Origin of the sequence: Bordetella ansorpii, from assembly GCF_900078315.1 — a bacterium.
GTDB classification, from domain to species: domain Bacteria; phylum Pseudomonadota; class Gammaproteobacteria; order Burkholderiales; family Burkholderiaceae_B; genus Bordetella; species Bordetella ansorpii.
Window position 1 is genome coordinate 220,021 of record NZ_FKBS01000007.1, and the last position, 15,879, is coordinate 235,899.

Consider the following 15,879-nt stretch of genomic DNA (forward strand, 5'->3'; position numbering starts at 1 on the left):
CCGACGTGCTACCCGATTTCCGTCATCCCAAGACTTACCTCAGCCTGATCCTGCTGGCCGTGTTGTTCTGCGTGCCAGTGGCGATGGGCTCGGCCTTCTGGCTCAACCTGTTCGTATTGCTGTTCACCTTCGCCGCGCTGTCCACGGCTTGGAACATCGTGGGCGGCTATGCCGGCCAGCTGTCCCTGGGACACGCCGTGTTCTATGGCATCGGCGGCTACACCGCCGTGCTGCTGACGCAGAACTTCGCCATCACGCCCTGGATCGGCATGCTGGCGGGCGCCGTCGTCTCCGGCCTGGTGGCGGTGGTGATCAGCTACCCGACCATGCGCCTGAAAGGTCCGTTCTTCGCGTTGTCCACCATCGCCATCCTGGAAGTGGTGCGCCTGTTGGTCATCCACGAGGAAAGCTGGACGGGCGGCTCCAGCGGCATCAGCCTGCCGCTGAACATCGGCTGGAAGTGGATCGTGTTCCGCGACAAGGTCAACTACCTGATCATCGCGTTCGGGCTGTTCCTGTTCGCGCTGTGGGTGTCGTGGATGATCCGCAAGTCGCGCGCGGGCCACTACCTGATCGCGATCCGCGAACGCGAAGAGGCCGCCCGCGCCGTGGGCGTGCACACCGTCAGGATGAAGATCATGGCGGCGGTGGCCTCGGCGATGCTGACCAGCATCATCGGCACCTTCCACATCACGTATCTCACTTTCGTCGATCCGGCCTCGGCCTTCTCGCTGGAATTGTCGATCCAGCTGGCCATGTTCGCGCTGATCGGCGGGTTGGGCACGGTGGTCGGTCCCATTGCGGGCACCTTCCTGGTGTTGCCGATCGCCGAGCTGGCGCGCGGCTGGCTGAGCAGCGTGGGCAACGGCATGCACGGCGTGGTGTACGGCGCCATCCTGGTGATCGTGGTGCTGACCATCCCGCGCGGCCTGGCCGGCGCGTTCGGTCCCGCCGTCGAGCGCTGGGTGAACGGCTTGCCTTACCTGGGCACGCGCAAATCCAGGCCGGCCTTGCCGCCTGCGCAGGCGGGCACGCACGGCATCGACCTGGAAAAGCCGGTGCTGCAGGCCAAGAATCTGTTCAAGAATTTCGGCGGCCTGCGCGCCACCAACGACGTGTCGCTGACGCTGTACCAGAACGAGATCCTGGGCATGATCGGCCCCAACGGCGCTGGCAAGACCACCGTGTTCAATCTGATCTCGGGCTTCATCCCGCAGGACAGGGGCACCGTGACGATGCTGGACCGCGACGGCGCCTGGGTCAGCTGCAAGACGCCCGACGAACTGGCGCACAAGGGCATGGGGCGTACGTTCCAGATCGCGCGTCCGTTCACCGGCCTGACCGTGCTGGAGAACATCATGCTGGGCGCCTTCATCAAGACGTCCAACCGCGACGAGGCCGAGCAGATCGCGCGGCAGGTGGCCGAGCAGACCGACCTGACGAAGTCGCTGCACATCGAGGCGCGCAATCTGACGGTGGGCGGCATGAAGCGGCTGGAGGTGGCGCGGGCATTGGCCACCCGGCCCCGCATCCTGCTGCTGGACGAGGTGATGGCGGGCCTGAATCCCGCCGACATCGAACGCGCCATCCAGATGATCCGGCGCATCCGCGATTCGGGCGTGTCGATCCTGCTGATCGAGCACATGATGCAGGCCACCATGGCGCTGTCGGATCGCATCATCGTCATCAACGAAGGGGCTGTGCTGGTCAGCGGGCATCCGAAAGAGGTGGTGGAGAATCCCAAGGTCATCGAGGCCTATCTGGGCAAGGAGTACCAGGATGCTTAAGGTATCGGCATTGAGTTCCGGCTACGGCAAGACGCAGGTGTTGTACGACCTGGACTTCGAGGTCCGTCCCGGCGAGATCGTCACGCTGATCGGCGCCAATGGCGCTGGCAAGACCACCACGCTGAAGACGCTGTGCGGCGTGATTCCCGCCACGCACGGCAAGGTGGAATTCGACGGACAGGACCTGACCAACCTGGCGCCGGGCAAGATCGTGGACGCGGGCATCACCATGATTCCCGAGGGCCGCCAGCTGTTTCCCAGCTTCACCGTGCGCGACAACCTGGTGATGGGTTCGTACAAGGGCGCCGCGCGTGCCGATGCGGCGCGCCGCATGGAAGAGGTGCTGGAGATCTTCCCGCGCGTGCGCGAGCGCCTGGCGCAGCGCGCCGGCTCGCTGTCGGGCGGCGAGCAGCAGATGGTGGCCATCGCGCGCGGCATGATGGCCGATCCGCGCCTGCTGGTGTTCGACGAGCCCTCGCTGGGCCTGTCGCCGCTGCTGGTGCAGCAGATGTTCGACGTGATCCGGCGCGTCACCGAACAGGGCGTGACCGTGCTGCTGGTCGAGCAGAACGTGTTCCGCACGCTGCGGCTGGCCGATCGCGGCTACGTGCTGGAGAACGGTTCCATCGTGTTGAGCGGCACCGGCCAGGAACTGCTCAACGATCCTCATGTAAAACGGGCCTATCTCGGCCATTGAGCCGGCGGCCCAGGAGTCGGAGGCGACATGTCGCAGACGTTCAGTTTCATCGATCACGGCAAGGGCGGCGGCCCGGAATGCCTGCACGTGGCGCAGCGCGAACGCGTTGCGCCCACGGGCCGCCAGGTCGAGATTCAGGTGGCCTATGCGGGTATCAACCGGCCCGAGGTGTTGCAGCGCGCGGGGGCCTATCCGCCGCCGCCGGGTGCGTCGCCCTATCTGGGCCTTGAGGCCGCGGGCGTGATCTCGGCGGTGGGGCCGGACGTGCGGGATCGCAAGGTGGGCGAGCAGGTCTGCGCGCTGACGCCGGGCGGTGGCTACGCACAGTTCTGCCTGGCCGACGAGCGGCACTGCCTGCCGGTGCCCCGCGGCATGGACCTGCGCGCGGCCGCCTGCTTGCCCGAGAACTACTTCACCGTGTGGACCAATGTGTTCGAGCGCGGCGCTTTGAAGGCCGGCGAGACGCTGCTGGTGCACGGCGGCTCCAGCGGCATTGGCTTGACGGCGATCCAACTGGCCGCGGCCTTCGGCGCGCGCGTCTGGACCACCGTGGGCAACGCGGCCAAGGCCGAGGCCTGCCGCGAGGCGGGCGCCGAGCGCACCATCCTGTACAAGGAAGCCGACTTCGCCGACGAGGTGCGTACGCTGACCGGCGGCAAGGGCGTGGACGTGATCCTGGACATGGTGGGCGGCGAGTACATCGACCGCAACGTGCGCAGCCTGGCCATCGACGGCCGGCTGGTGCAGATCGCCTTCCTGGAGGGCAGCAAGGCGAAGATCGATGCGATGCCCATCATGACCAAGCGGCTGACCTTCACGGGTTCGACGCTGCGTCCGCGCTCGGTCGAGGACAAGGGCAAGATCGGGCAGGCGCTGGTGCAGCACGTATGGCCGCTGCTGGAACAGGGCCGCTGCCTGCCGGTGATCCATGCCGAATTCCCATTGGAGCGCGCCAGCGAGGCGCATGCGCTGATGGAAAGCAGCTCGCACATCGGCAAGATCGTGTTGAAGGTGGCGGCATGAACATGAAAATCCAATGCGTCTTCAGCGGCACGGCGCGTAGCGCCAAGGGGGCGGCATGAGCGGTTTCGACGGGCTCTCGGGCAAGACCGTACTGCTGACGGGGGCAGCGGGAGGCATCGGTTCCGCCATCGCCCAGGGTTTTGCCAACGCAGGCGCACGCCTGGCCCTGGTGGATTTCGACGCGGCGCGTGGCAACGCTTTGCGCGACGAGCTGCGCGCGGCCGGCGCCGCCGCGCATTTCGCGCAAGCCGACGTCTCCACTTTCGCCGCCTGCGAACGCGCGCATGCCGAGCTGACGTCGGAGCTGGGCGGCATCGACATCCTGGTCAACAACGTCGGCATTTCGCCCAAGACCAACGGACGCGCCCTGCGCGTGTGGGAGATGCCGCCCGCCGAGTGGGACGGCGTGGTGGCCGTGAACCTGAACAGCGCGTTCTACATGGCGCGCCTGTGCTCGCCGCACATGGTTCAACAACGCGGCGGCCGCATCGTCAACATGTCGTCGGTGGCCGGCAAGGCCTACTGCGACATCGTGGCGGCGCACTACGCGGCGACCAAGTCGGCGCTGCTGGGCCTGACGCGCCACTGGGCCGCCGAGCTGGGCGAGTTCGACGTCACCGTCAATGGCCTGGCGCCGGGCCGCATCAGCACGCCGCTGCTTGCGAGCGTGCCGAAAGAGATCAACGACGCGGTGGCGAGGGTCACCGCATTGCGCCGCCTGGGCACGCCCGAGGAAGTGGCCGATGCCTGCCTGTTCTTCGCGTCCGACCAGGCGCGTTTCGTGACGGGGCAGGTGCTGGATGTGGCGGGCGGTTGGCTGATGACCTGACGCCGCGGCAGCCAGCCCGGCGGAAAAACAGAGGAGACGAGACCATGTTCGAGGATGTGCAGTTCGCGGGACGCAAGGTGCTGATCACCGCCGGGGCCGATGGCCTGGGGCTGGAAATGGCGCGGGTGTTCCATGCCGCGGGCGCCACGGTGTTCGTGTGCGACGTGAACGAGGCCCGGTTGGCGGACCTGAAGCAGGCGTTTCCGGATATCCACAGCCTGGTGGCCGACGTGTCGGACGAAGCCAGCGTGGCGGCCCTGTTCCAGCAGGTCGATCAGCGCCTGGGCGGGCTGGACGTGCTGGTCAACAACGCCGGCATCGCGGGTCCGACCGGCGCGGTCGAGACCCTGAGCAAGGCCGACTGGGACCGCACGCTGGCCGTGAACGTGACGGGCCAGTTCCTGTGCGCGCGACTGGCCATTCCGATGCTGAAGGCCTCGCCGGCCGGCGTGATGATCAATCTGTCTTCCGCCGCCGGCCACCTGGGCTTCGCGGGCCGCTCGGTGTATTCGGCGTCGAAGTGGGCGGTGATCGGCTTCACCAAGTCGCTTGCCATCGAGCTGGGCGCGTTCGGCATCCGCGTCAACGCCATCCTGCCGGGCGCGGTGGAAGGCCCGCGCATCCGCGCCGTGATCGCCGCCAAGGCCGAGGCGCTGGGCGAGCCGGTGGCGGAGGTCGCCGCGCGCTACGAGAACCAAGCCGCGCTGGGCCGCATGGTGACGGCGCGCGACATCGCCAACATGGTGCTGTTCAACGCCAGTGACGCGGCGCGCAGTGTCTCTGGCCAGGCCATCGTGATCGACGGCTTCACGCAGAAACTCTACTGACCGGAGGCGCCATGTCCACCGTCGCCATCATCGGTTGCGGATTGATCGGGCAGGGCTGGGCCATCGTGTTCGCGCGCAGCGGCTGGCAGGTGCGGCTGCACGATCCGGACGCTGCCGCGCGCGCCGAGGCGCCCAGGCTGGTGCGCCAGCAGTTGCTGGCCCTGGAAAAGCACGGCTTGCTGGAGGACGCCGAAGGTATCGCGCAACGCGTCGGCGTGGCGGATACCTTGGCCGACGCGCTGGCGGGCGTAGACTACGTGCAGGAGAACTCGCCCGAGCGGCTTGAGGTCAAGCTGGCCCTGTTCGCCGAGCTGGACCGGTTGGCGCCGCCCGAGGCCATCATCGGCAGTTCCACCTCCAGCATTCCCACCAGCGCCTTCACGGCGGCGCTGCCCGGACGCGCGCGCTGCCTGGTCGCGCATCCGGTCAACCCGCCGTACCTGGTGCCGGTGGTGGAACTGAGCGGCGCGCCGTGGACGGATGCGGCCACCATCGAACGGGCGCGCGAGATCATGTGCGCGGTGGGCCAGAAGCCCGTGACCGTGCGCCGCGAGATCGAGGGCTTCGTGCTGAACCGCCTGCAAGGCGCGCTGTTGCAGGAGGCATTCCGGCTGGTGCAGGCGGGCATCGCCAGCGCCGAGGACATCGATGTGACGGTCAAGGACGGCCTGGGACTGCGTTGGTCTTTCATGGGGCCCTTCGAGACCATAGACCTGAATGCGCCGGGCGGCATCGCGGATTATTGTGCCCGTTACGGCGGACTGTATGCCTCCATCGGCGCCACGCAGCAGCAATGCGTGCCCTGGGAGGGCGAGCTGGTCGACGATCTGCAACGGCAGCGGCGCCAGCAACTGGACGCGTCGGAACTGCCGGCGCGGCGATTCTGGCGCGACGATGCGCTGATGCGGTTGTTGCGGCATAAACAAGAGCGGAGAGACTAATGGCAAAGGCCAAGAACAAGGTCATCATCACCTGCGCCGTGACGGGCGCGATCCACACCCCCAGCATGTCGCCTCACCTGCCCGTGACGGCGGACGAGATCGCCGACGCCGCCATCGGCGCGGCCCAGGCCGGCGCGGCGGTGCTGCACCTGCATGCGCGCGATCCCGTCACCGGCAAGCCGACCCAGGACCCGGCGTTTTTCGAGCCCTTCCTGAAGCGCATCAAGGCCGAGACCGATGCGGTGATCAACATCACCACCGGCGGCAGCCCGCACATGACGGTGGAAGAACGCATGAAGCCCGCCACCACCTTCGCGCCCGAGGTGTGCTCGCTGAACATGGGGTCGATGAACTTCGGCCTGTATCCGATGCTGGACCGTTTCAAGGAGTTCGAGCACGAGTGGGAGCGCGCGCACCTGGAAAACAGCCGTTCGCTGGTGTTCCGCAACACCTACCAGGACATCGAGACCATCCTGAACCTGGGCAATGCCAACGGCACGCGCTTCGAGTTCGAGTGCTACGACATCAGCCACCTGTACAACCTCAAGCACTTCGTCGACCGCGGCCTGGTCAAGTCGCCGCCCTTCATCCAGTCGGTGTTCGGCCTGATGGGCGGCATCGGCCCGCATCCCGAAGACCTGATGCACATGCGCCGCACGGCCGACCGCCTGTTCGGCCGTGATTACGAGTGGTCGATCCTGGGCGCGGGACGCAACCAGATCCCGCTGGCCACCATCGGCGCGGCCATGGGCTCGAACGTGCGCGTGGGGCTGGAGGATTCGCTGTGGATCGGTCCGGGCGAACTGGCCGCGTCCAACCGCCAACAGGTCGAGAAGATCCGCACGGTGATCGAGGCCCTGAGCCTGGAAGTCGCCACGCCCGCCGAGGCCCGCGAGAAGCTGGGGCTCAAGGGTGGGGACAAGGTGAATTTCTAGGAAGGCGCCCGGCCCGTGGGGGGCGGGGCCTTGAACCGGCCCGCCCCGGCCGTGCTCAGCCCGCGTGCCGCTGCAGCGCGCCGGCCAGTTCCGCCACGCCCAGCGTACGAGGGAAATTGGCGGCATGGCGCGCTTTCAGCGTCAGGCCGGCGCACAGCGTGAGTGCTGCCTGGTCGATGCGCGTGGCGCCCAGTTCGCGCAAGGTGCGCGGCAGGCCCACGCGGCCATACCAGCCGAGCAGTGCTTCACGCACGCCATCGTCGCGCGCTTCCAGGTCGAGCTGAACCAACAGGCCCAACGCCACCTGCATGCCATGCAAGGCTTTCTCCACACCCGATATCTTGGACAGGCCGCGCGTCAGCGCGTGCGCGATGGACAGGCCGCCGCTTTCGAAGCCCAGGCCGCTCATCAGGATCATGGCTTCCACGGCGCGCTCGAAGGCCGGGTTGGTCTGGCCGGTGCCCGCGGCCGCCAGCGCCGCCTCGCCATCGGCCAGCAGCGTGGCCGCGCAGCCGTCGGCGATCAACTGCGCCGTGCCCGTGGGGGCCGCGTCGTACATGTTCAGGCCGCCGTTGGCGGCGCATTGCGCGGCCTCGAACTTCTTCGAGATCGCATCGCCCAGGCCGGCGCGGAAAAACAGCGGCGGGGCGGTGGCGACCAGCGCGGTATCGACCAGCACCAGCGTGGGATTGAACAGCATGTGTTCCACCGCCAGCAGATTGTGGTGTTCGTCGTACAGCACGTAGTTCTTGCTGGTGGGCGCGTCGTTGGACGCCACGGTGGGCACGGTGACCAGATGCCGGTGCAGGTGTTTGGCCACGGCCTTGCCCGCGTCCAGCGACTTGCCGCCGCCCACCGCGATGACCATGTCCGCGCCCAGTGCATCGGCCTGGCCGCGCAGGTGGGTCACCACATCCGGCGTCAGGTCGCCTTCCAGCACCAGCGCGTGCAGCGCCACGCCGTGCGCCTGGCACAGCGCCGCAAGCCTGTCGCCCAGCACGCCGTGCACATAACTGTCTATGACCAGTACGGCCTTGCGGCCGAACACCGCCGCCCAGCGGCCGAGCTCATCGATCGCGCCCGGTCCCTGGTAGTACCGGCTGGGCGCGCCAAACGCCTTCAACATCCTGTCGTCTCCTCATTTGCGAGCGGCGCGGGCGGCAGGCTCGGGCCTGGCCTCGCTGTCGGCCTGCTCTTTTTCCCGTTCGATCAGCCAATCGATCATCATCTTGCCGCCCCAGCGCAGGTCGTCCTGCAGGGCCTGCGAGGCCGCCTGCGAATCGCGCGCGCGCAGCGCCTCGATGACGGCTTCGTGGCGATGGCGGTCTTCGGAATAGTCCAGGCCCGCGGTCTTCACGTGGAAGACCTTCAGCAGCGGGCCGGTGATGACCCAGAACGACTCCACCGTGTTGCGCAGCGTGGGCATGCGCGCGGCTTCCAGGATGGAGAAGTGGAACTTGCGGTTCAGGTAGCTGGCGCGCTTGGGATCGGTGGCCGTATTGGCCAGGAAGTCGCGCTGCAGCGACACGAGGTTGTCCAACTGGTGCGGCGTGATCTTCTTGGCGGCCTCGGCCGCGCCCAGCCCTTCGAGTTGCAGGCGGATCTGGTAGATCTCCCACAGCCGCTGGGAGTCGACGAAGGGGACGTACACCGCCGTGGCGGCCTGCATTTCCAGGCCCTGTTCGCTGATGAGGCGAAAGATGGCTTCGCGCACGGGCGTGATGGACACGCCCAGTTCAGCCGCCAGTTCGCCGATGATGAGACGTTCACCGGGCTCGTACTGCCCGTCGATCAGGGCGTTGCGCAGCTCGTTGTAGACCTTGACGGACAGGTTCTCTTTTTTAACGGGCTTCAGAGTGGTCATGGGGCGGCGGGCAGGAAGGAAAAAAAGCGGCGTGGGCAACGATTCTAGCTTGGCGGACCCCAATTTTCGGTTGATAGGTATATTATATATGATATATCTTTAACTACAAGGAACAGCGCCATGACGCATGTACCGGCATATCCCACCTCGGAGGAGATCGAGAGGTTGCGGGAAAAGGCCCGCTTCGTCCGGCTGGAAACGATCCGCTTGATCGAGATCGCCAAGGTCGGCCACTACAGTTCGGTATTTTCGTGCGCGGAAATCTTTGCCGCGCTGTACTACGACGTGATGCGGCTGCGCCGGGGCGAACCCGCCTGGGCCGGCCGCGACCGATTTCTTATGGGCAAGGGCCATGCCGCCGTGGGCCTGTTTCCCATCCTCGCCGACCTGGGCTTCATCGACCGCGAACTGCTGGATGGCTATACCCGCCTGGGCAGCCCGCTGGGCGACCACCCCGACATGAGCAAGGTGCCGGGCGTGGACTTCAGCTCGGGCTCCATCGGCCACGCGCTGTCCAACGGCGTGGGCATGGCGGTGGGCGGGCGGTTGAACAAGCTCGACTATCACACCTTCGTCATGCTGGGCGACGGCGAGATGCAGGAAGGGCAGGTGTGGGAAGCGGCGCTGTTCGCCGCGCACAACAAGCTGAATCGCCTGGTGGCCATCGTCGACCGCAACGGCTATCAGCTGGACGGCAAGGTCGACGACGTGATGGGTGTCGAATCGCTGGGCGACAAGTGGCGCGCCTTCGGCTGGGAGGTGCACGAGGTCGATGGCCACGACCTGCGAGAGCTGACCGCGCTGCTGCGCCGCCTGCGCGCCGACGAATCGCGCCAGCGTCCGGCCTGCGTGATCGCGCGCACGCTCAAGGGCAAGGGCGTGTCGTTCATGGAGACCGAGCCGGGCTGGCACCTGGGCTATCTGGCGCCGGCCGATGCCGAGGCCGCCATCGCAGAAATCATGTCGCGGGAAATCTGAAATGACCCACACCCTTCTTTCCTCCGATTCGTGGCAGTACCGCGCGCTGAACGCCATCAACCCCGGCCTGGACTATCTGTCCAAGGGCCTGATCGCGCTGACCGAAGCCGGCCATCCCGTGGTGGCGGGTTCCGCCGACCTGCAGTATTCCAACGGCCTGAACCGCTACGCCGAGGCCTATCCGGAGCGCTACGTGCAGTTCGGCATCTCCGAACAGAACATGGTGTCGGCCGCCGCCGGCCTGGCGGCCTGCGGCCACATGCCCTTCGTGGCGACGTTCGCCTCGTTCCTGGGCCTGTTGTGCTGCGAACAGATCCGCATGGACGTGGCCTACACCCGATTGCCCGTGCGTCTGATCGGCCATCACACCGGCATCAGCCTGGGTTTCTACGGCACCTCGCACCACGCCACCGAAGACATCTCCACCATGCGGGCCATCGCGGGGCTGACCGTGGTGTCGCCCGCCGACGGCCCGCAACTGACGGCGGCCATCGAGGCCTCGGCGGACTGGCCCGAGCCCATCTATTTCCGCATCGGCCGTGGCCGCGATCCGCAGGTGTACGCCGACGGCACGCCCTTCGTGTTCGGCCGCGCCATCGTGCACTCGCAGGGCAACGACCTGAACCTCATCGCCTGCGGCATCACGCTGCATGCCGCGCTGGAAGCCGCCGCCGCGCTGAAAGAGCTGGGCTATTCGGTGGGCGTGATCGACATGCCGACTATCAAGCCGCTGGACCGCCAGGCCGTGCTGGCCGCGGCCGGCCGGTCGCGCCTGCTGATGACGGTCGAGGAACACAACGTGCTGGGCGGCCTGGGCTCGGCGGTGGCCGAGGTGCTGGCCGACGCCGGCACGGGTACGCGCCTGGTCCGCCACGGCATCCACGACGAATACAGCCTGATCGCGCCGCCCACCACGCTGTACAAGCACTATCAGCTGGATGGCGAGGGCATCCGCCAGGTGGCGCTGCGCCAATTGAAGCAATCTTCCTGAGAGTCATCATGAGAGAAATCACGGGCTATACCAAGGTGATGGCCATCCTGGCCGATCCCATCGAACACGTGAAGACGCCGCAGCGCATGAACGAGCATCTGGCGCGCCTGGGCTACGACGGCGTGCTGGTGCCGCTGCACGTGCGGCCGCAGAACCTGGCCACCGCCCTGCAAGCCATGCGCGGCATGGAAAACCTGGCGGGCAGCATCGTCACCATGCCGCACAAGAGCGCCATCCTGTCGCTGTGCGACGAGGTGACGCCTGTCGCCGAAAAGATCGGCGCGGCCAATGTGATTCGCCGCGAGGCCTCGGGCCGGCTGGTGGCGCACATGCTGGACGGCGAGGGCTTCGTCACCGGGCTGGTGCAGGCGGGCCTGGATCTGAAGGGCAAGAGCGCCTACCTGGCCGGCGCGGGCGGCGCGGCCAATGCCATCGCCTTCTCGCTGGTGCAGGCGGGCGTCAGCAGCCTGACGGTCTATAACCGCACGGCGTCGCGCGCCGAGGATCTCAAGGCGCGCGTGCTGTCGCTGTATCCGCAGGCCGACGTGCGCCTCGGCTCCTACGATCCGGCGGGCTTCGACGTGGTGGTCAACGCCACGCCGCTGGGCATGAAGCCGGGCGATGCGCTGCCGGTCGACGTCGCGCGCCTGGACCCGGCGCAGTGGGTGTGCGAGGTCATCATGCAGCCCGCCGAGACGCCGCTGATGGCCCAGGCCCGCGCGCGCGGTTGCAAGGTGCAGCCGGGCGGTCCGATGCTGGCCTGCCAGATCGAACTGATGGCGCGTTTCCTGGGCGTCGGCACCGCCGCCGACGCGGCGTAGCGCGAGGCGACCCATGGACCAGCAAGTCAGCGGGTTCGACTACATCATCGTCGGCGGCGGCACCGCCGGCGCCATCCTGGCCAACCGCCTGACGGCGGACGGCCGCCATCGCGTCCTGGTGCTGGAGGCGGGCGAGAACGCCTCCAGCATGTGGATCTCGATCCCGGCCGGTTTCAGCAAGCTGCTGACCGATCCGCGCTTCAACTGGCGCTTCGCCACCGAGCCGGAGGACAACACGCGCGGGCGCGTGATCTCGGTGCCGCGCGGCAAGGGGCTGGGCGGCTCGACGCTGATCAACGGCATGATCTACGTGCGCGGCCAGCCGGGCGACTACGACGCCTGGGCGCGCGCCGGGGCCACGGGATGGGGCGCGGCCGACGTGATGGACGTGTTCCGGCAGATCGAGAACTACGCGCCGGGCGACGCCTCGCGCGGGCATGATGGCCCGATGCACCTGGAGCAGGTCGCCGAGCGTTATCCGGTGTCCGAGGCTTTCCTGCAGGCCGCGCGGCAGGACGGGCAGACGCTCAACCCCGACTACAACGGGGCCAGCCAGGAAGGTTTCGGCTACTACCAGGTGCTGCAGCATCGCGGCCAGCGCTGGAGCGTGGTCGACGGTTATCTGAAGCCCGCCTTGAAGCGGCCGAACCTGTCCGTGGAGTGTGGCGCGCACGTTACGCGGTTGCTGTTCGACGGCACGCGCTGCGTGGGTGTGGAGTACACGCAGCACGGCAAGACGCTCCAGGCGCGCGCGGGCCGCGAGACCCTGCTGTGCCTGGGGGCCGTACAGACGCCGCAACTGCTGGAGCTGTCCGGCGTCGGCGACCCCGAACTGCTGCGCCGGCACGGCATCGGCGTGGTGTTGGCGCGCAAGGGCGTGGGCGAGAACTATATCGACCACTTCGCCACGCGCATGAACTGGCGCGTACGCAACACGGTGACGCTGAACGAGATGTCGCGCGGCGTGCGCCTGGCGCGGCAGGTGGCCCGCTACTACGCGATGCGCCGCGGCATCCTGACCCTGGGCACGGGGTTGGTGCACGGTTTCGTTCGCACGCGTGAAGACCTGCCCACGCCCGACGTGCAGTACTTCTTCGTGCACGCCAGTTACGCGAACGCGGCAGAGCGCATCCTGGACCGCGAACCGGGCATGACGATCGGCGTGGCGCAGTTGCGGCCCGAGTCCGTCGGCAGCATCCACATCAAGTCGGCCGATCCTTTGACGGGCCCATCCATCCGGCCCAACTTCCTGGCCCAGGCGGAAGACCGGCGCAGCCTGGTCGAAGGCATGAAGCTGGCGCGCCGCATCGTGTCACAGCCCGCGTTGCGGCAGTATGTGGCCCACGAGATGAGCCCGGGCGAGAAAGTGCAGGGCGATGACGAATGGCTGGACTTCGCGCGCGCCAACGGCCAGACCATCTACCATCCCATCGGCACCTGCCGCATGGGGTCGGACGCCGACGCGGTCACCGATCCGCGGCTGCGCGTCAACGGCATCGCGGGGCTGCGCGTGGTGGATGCCTCGGTGATGCCGTCGATGGTGTCGGGCAATACGCAAGGGGCTGTGATGATGGTGGCGGAGAAGGGGGCGCGCATGATTCTGGAGGAGGCGCGCGGCTGATCGGCCGGGGCTGCCCGTGCGCGCCGGCGGCGGGTTGGGGGCCGCGTCGCTGCGTGTCACCGGTCGGTCATATTCCGCCGCTACGATGCGATGCGCCCCGGCCAGGGCGTTCCCTCCCTCTTGGCGCCGGGCGCGCTCGCTCTCCCCAATCATCCTATGACAGGCCGTTGCGCATCGGTCGGTTTGCTTGCCTTGGCGGCGCTGCTGGCGTGCGCGCCGCTGTGGTCCGCGAATGTCCATGCCCAGGCGGCGGCCGCTTCCGCTTTCTCCATGGCGCCCGACCAGACGACGATCGACTTCGATATTCCTCCGCAGGGTCTGGGCGATGCCCTCGAGGCCTACAGCCGGCAGACCGGCATGGCCGTGCTGATCGACGACCGCCATGCCAAGCTGCCCGCTAACGGAGTGCGCGGCCGCTATGCCGCCGGCCACGCCTTGCAACTGCTGCTGGCCGGCATGGATCTGCGGGTGCGCTATCCGGATTCGCGGTCGGTCGTGGTGCATGTGCCCGAGTCCGGTTCGGCGGCCGCGGCGCCGGGGCCGCGGATGGCCGAATTGGTGGCGGCGGCGGACATTCCCGGCGCATCCGGTTCGGGCGCCGACACCGCGGCCTATGTCGGACTGATCCAGAGCACCTTGAGCCGGGCGCTGTGCGCCTCTCGCACGACACGGCCGGGCGGCTACCGGCTGGCCCTGCAATTGCGGCTGGACGCGCAGGGCGCCGTGCAGCGGATGCGCCTGCTGGACAGCACGGGCGATCCCTCCCGCGACAGCGCCGTGTCGAATGTGGTGCGCCGCCTGCGCATCGGGGTCCCGCCGCCGGCGGCCATGCCGCAGCCTGTTTCCATCCTGGTGCTGCCGGCGGGACCGCACAGCGAACCCAGTTGCCCCGCCGCGGCGCGCTCCGGGAATGCCAGGCCATGAGCGACAGCCCGCGCGCCACGTTGCGCCTGCGCCTGGCGGCCCGCTACGCCGAACTGCGCGGGCGGCTGGAGCGCATCGTCGGCTCGCGCGATGCCGCCGCCGATGCCCTGCAGGAAACCTGGCTGCGCCTGGAAGCCACGGCGCAGCCCGCCGGACCGGTGCATAATCCCGACGCCTATCTGTTGCGCATGGCGGCCAACATCGCCACCGACGCCTATCGCCGCGACAATGTCCTGGTGTCCGACAGCGAGCGCGAGGCGCTGATGCACATCGCCGACGAGGTGGCCGATCCGGCGCGCATCGTCACCGCAAGGCGCGACCTCGCCGCCCTCGACGCCGCGCTGGCCGAATTGCCGGCGCGCCGGCGCGCGATGCTGGCCGCGGCGCGCGTCGACGGCCTGTTGAATGCCGAGATCGCCGAGCGCTTCCAGGTGTCGGTGGCCACCGTCAAGAAAGAGCTGCAGCAGGGCATGCAGCATTGCCGCGCGCGCCTGGCCGATACGCAGGCCGTGCAGCGCGGCAGCACCACCGGCCGCCGCAAATTCTGAGTTCCGCCATGACCTCCCGCCCCGAATCCTATGCCGCGATCCAGCAACAGGCCAATGCCTGGTGGGTGGAGCTGCGTTCCGAGCGGCTGACGCGCGCCCAGGCGGATGCGTTCCGCCGGTGGTGCGCGCGCAGCCCCGAACATGCCCGCGCCTGGCGCGAAGTGATGGACGTATGGCAGGGAATGGCGCCCGTGCTGGGCGAGGCCGCGCGCCGCGATTCCCGGCTGGCGCACCCCGCGCCGCATGCGCGCGGGGCCGCCTGGCGGCCGGGCCGCCGCGCGTTCATCGGGGCGGCGCTGGCCGCGCCCGCGTGCGCCGTGCTGGCCGTGCGGCCGCCGTTCGCGCTGTGGCCGTCCGTCATGGACCTGGCTGCCGACTATCGCACAGGCACCGGCGAGCAGCGCCAGGTGGCGCTGTCCGAGGCTACCGTGCAGATGAACACGCAGACGCGCATCAACCTGCACGCCGAAGATATCGAGCTGCTTGGCGGCGAAGTCGAAATCCAGACCGGCCCCGGCCTGCGCCGGCCGTTCACCCTGCTGGCCGGCAATGGCCGCCTGTCCGCCCAGGCGGCGCGCTTCAACGTCCGTTACACGGGGCCGTCCGTGTGCGTCACCTGCCTGGATGGAGCGGTGGACCTGCTGTACGGCGCCGAGCGGCGCCGGCTGCAGCCCGGCCGGCAACTGAGCTACGACCAGCGCGGCATGGGCGCTGTCGATGCCGTCGATCCGGCCGGCGTCTCGGCCTGGCGCACCGGGTCGCTGAACTTCGTCGGCCGTCCGCTGGCCGAGGTGATCGACGAGATCAACCGCTACCGGCCGGGCCGCGTCGTGCTGCGCAATGCCGAACTGGGCCGCCGGTCCGTTCGCATGCGCTTCGCCATCGACCAGACCGATGGCGCGCTGGAGATGCTGCGCGACCTGTATGGCGCGCGCCTGACGGAGCTGCCCGGCGGCATCGTGCTGATGAGTTGAGGGTCGGCCCGGCGGCGGGCATGGCCGCCGCCGGGCGAAATTGCGTTATCCCTTTTGCCCGCGGGATTCGTCCTGGGACAGGAAGGGCGGCTGCCGGGCCATGAGGCCGGGCAGGGACC

Annotated in this window: 16 protein-coding genes; 14 read left to right on the top strand and 2 right to left on the bottom strand. The window is 68.2% G+C overall.

Annotation, left to right across the window (positions count from 1 at the left end; translation table 11 throughout):
* The first annotated feature begins 5 nt into the window (after window positions 1–5).
* The 7 genes from A7W11_RS03435 to A7W11_RS03465 are packed head-to-tail and all read left to right on the top strand — an operon-like array spanning window position 6 to window position 7,039.
* A complete protein-coding gene (locus A7W11_RS03435; RefSeq protein WP_066408084.1) occupies window positions 6–1,787 on the top strand; it encodes a branched-chain amino acid ABC transporter ATP-binding protein/permease in 1,782 nt (593 codons plus the stop codon).
* Window positions 1,780–2,484, top strand: a complete 705-nt coding sequence (locus tag A7W11_RS03440; protein WP_066408094.1) for an ABC transporter ATP-binding protein — start codon at window positions 1,780–1,782, stop codon at window positions 2,482–2,484. The genes A7W11_RS03435 and A7W11_RS03440 overlap by 8 nt, the downstream gene beginning before the upstream one ends.
* A gap of 27 nt (window positions 2,485–2,511) precedes the next feature.
* On the top strand, window positions 2,512–3,507 hold the full coding sequence (locus A7W11_RS03445; protein ID WP_066408095.1) for an NAD(P)H-quinone oxidoreductase: 996 nt from the start codon (window positions 2,512–2,514) through the stop codon (window positions 3,505–3,507).
* A gap of 55 nt (window positions 3,508–3,562) precedes the next feature.
* Window positions 3,563–4,336, top strand: coding sequence for an SDR family oxidoreductase (locus tag A7W11_RS03450; protein WP_066408096.1), 774 nt, complete (start codon window positions 3,563–3,565; stop codon window positions 4,334–4,336).
* Window positions 4,337–4,380: 44 nt separating this feature from the next.
* The gene (locus tag A7W11_RS03455) at window positions 4,381–5,163 is read left to right on the top strand and encodes an SDR family oxidoreductase (RefSeq protein WP_066408097.1); all 783 of its coding nucleotides are present in this window, start codon (window positions 4,381–4,383) and stop codon (window positions 5,161–5,163) included.
* Between the two features lie 11 nt (window positions 5,164–5,174).
* Complete coding sequence (locus A7W11_RS03460) at window positions 5,175–6,104, top strand: 3-hydroxyacyl-CoA dehydrogenase (RefSeq protein WP_066408100.1); 930 nt, start codon at window positions 5,175–5,177, stop codon at window positions 6,102–6,104.
* Window positions 6,104–7,039 carry a beta-keto acid cleavage family enzyme gene (locus tag A7W11_RS03465; protein WP_066408105.1) on the top strand — a complete coding sequence of 312 codons (936 nt, stop codon included), beginning with the start codon at window positions 6,104–6,106 and terminating at the stop codon, window positions 7,037–7,039. Before A7W11_RS03460 ends, A7W11_RS03465 begins: the two co-directional genes overlap by 1 nt.
* Window positions 7,040–7,094: 55 nt before the next feature.
* Here A7W11_RS03465 and A7W11_RS03470 read toward each other — a convergent pair whose 3' ends face one another.
* Both A7W11_RS03470 and A7W11_RS03475 read right to left on the bottom strand, forming a co-directional pair.
* On the bottom strand, window positions 7,095–8,165 hold the full coding sequence (locus A7W11_RS03470; RefSeq protein WP_066408108.1) for an iron-containing alcohol dehydrogenase: 1,071 nt from the start codon (window positions 8,163–8,165) through the stop codon (window positions 7,095–7,097).
* 12 nt (window positions 8,166–8,177) lie between these two features.
* Window positions 8,178–8,903 carry a GntR family transcriptional regulator gene (locus A7W11_RS03475; protein ID WP_066408599.1) on the bottom strand — a complete coding sequence of 242 codons (726 nt, stop codon included), beginning with the start codon at window positions 8,901–8,903 and terminating at the stop codon, window positions 8,178–8,180.
* A 120-nt stretch (window positions 8,904–9,023) separates the two neighbouring features.
* On the opposite strand from A7W11_RS03475, the gene A7W11_RS03480 reads away from it, so the two are divergent.
* The 7 genes from A7W11_RS03480 to A7W11_RS03510 all read left to right on the top strand — a co-directional run bounded on the left by A7W11_RS03480 (window position 9,024) and on the right by A7W11_RS03510 (window position 15,760).
* On the top strand, window positions 9,024–9,881 hold the full coding sequence (locus tag A7W11_RS03480) for a transketolase (protein WP_066408111.1): 858 nt from the start codon (window positions 9,024–9,026) through the stop codon (window positions 9,879–9,881).
* A gap of 1 nt (window position 9,882) precedes the next feature.
* Window positions 9,883–10,872, top strand: coding sequence for a transketolase family protein (locus A7W11_RS03485; RefSeq protein WP_066408113.1), 990 nt, complete (start codon window positions 9,883–9,885; stop codon window positions 10,870–10,872).
* Between the two features lie 8 nt (window positions 10,873–10,880).
* Window positions 10,881–11,693, top strand: a complete 813-nt coding sequence (locus A7W11_RS03490) for a shikimate dehydrogenase family protein (protein WP_066408123.1) — start codon at window positions 10,881–10,883, stop codon at window positions 11,691–11,693.
* Between the two features lie 13 nt (window positions 11,694–11,706).
* On the top strand, window positions 11,707–13,314 hold the full coding sequence (locus tag A7W11_RS03495; protein WP_066408125.1) for a GMC family oxidoreductase: 1,608 nt from the start codon (window positions 11,707–11,709) through the stop codon (window positions 13,312–13,314).
* A gap of 183 nt (window positions 13,315–13,497) precedes the next feature.
* Window positions 13,498–14,238, top strand: coding sequence for a hypothetical protein (locus tag A7W11_RS03500; RefSeq protein WP_156522984.1), 741 nt, complete (start codon window positions 13,498–13,500; stop codon window positions 14,236–14,238).
* Complete coding sequence (locus tag A7W11_RS03505; RefSeq protein WP_066408129.1) at window positions 14,235–14,786, top strand: RNA polymerase sigma factor; 552 nt, start codon at window positions 14,235–14,237, stop codon at window positions 14,784–14,786. Before A7W11_RS03500 ends, A7W11_RS03505 begins: the two co-directional genes overlap by 4 nt.
* 8 nt (window positions 14,787–14,794) lie before the next feature.
* Window positions 14,795–15,760, top strand: a complete 966-nt coding sequence (locus A7W11_RS03510) for a FecR family protein (protein WP_066408134.1) — start codon at window positions 14,795–14,797, stop codon at window positions 15,758–15,760.
* Window positions 15,761–15,879: the final 119 nt, after the last annotated feature.

Coding starts and splice junctions, on each gene's coding strand:
- A7W11_RS03440 (WP_066408094.1), top strand. CDS start 1,780: ATGCTTAAGGTATCGGCATTGAGTTCCGGCTACGGCAAGACGCAGGTG.
- A7W11_RS03445 (WP_066408095.1), top strand. CDS start 2,512: ATGTCGCAGACGTTCAGTTTCATCGATCACGGCAAGGGCGGCGGCCCG.
- A7W11_RS03450 (WP_066408096.1), top strand. CDS start 3,563: ATGAGCGGTTTCGACGGGCTCTCGGGCAAGACCGTACTGCTGACGGGG.
- A7W11_RS03455 (WP_066408097.1), top strand. CDS start 4,381: ATGTTCGAGGATGTGCAGTTCGCGGGACGCAAGGTGCTGATCACCGCC.
- A7W11_RS03460 (WP_066408100.1), top strand. CDS start 5,175: ATGTCCACCGTCGCCATCATCGGTTGCGGATTGATCGGGCAGGGCTGG.
- A7W11_RS03465 (WP_066408105.1), top strand. CDS start 6,104: ATGGCAAAGGCCAAGAACAAGGTCATCATCACCTGCGCCGTGACGGGC.
- A7W11_RS03470 (WP_066408108.1), bottom strand. CDS start 8,165: ATGTTGAAGGCGTTTGGCGCGCCCAGCCGGTACTACCAGGGACCGGGC.
- A7W11_RS03475 (WP_066408599.1), bottom strand. CDS start 8,903: ATGACCACTCTGAAGCCCGTTAAAAAAGAGAACCTGTCCGTCAAGGTC.
- A7W11_RS03480 (WP_066408111.1), top strand. CDS start 9,024: ATGACGCATGTACCGGCATATCCCACCTCGGAGGAGATCGAGAGGTTG.
- A7W11_RS03485 (WP_066408113.1), top strand. CDS start 9,883: ATGACCCACACCCTTCTTTCCTCCGATTCGTGGCAGTACCGCGCGCTG.
- A7W11_RS03490 (WP_066408123.1), top strand. CDS start 10,881: ATGAGAGAAATCACGGGCTATACCAAGGTGATGGCCATCCTGGCCGAT.
- A7W11_RS03495 (WP_066408125.1), top strand. CDS start 11,707: ATGGACCAGCAAGTCAGCGGGTTCGACTACATCATCGTCGGCGGCGGC.
- A7W11_RS03505 (WP_066408129.1), top strand. CDS start 14,235: ATGAGCGACAGCCCGCGCGCCACGTTGCGCCTGCGCCTGGCGGCCCGC.
- A7W11_RS03510 (WP_066408134.1), top strand. CDS start 14,795: ATGACCTCCCGCCCCGAATCCTATGCCGCGATCCAGCAACAGGCCAAT.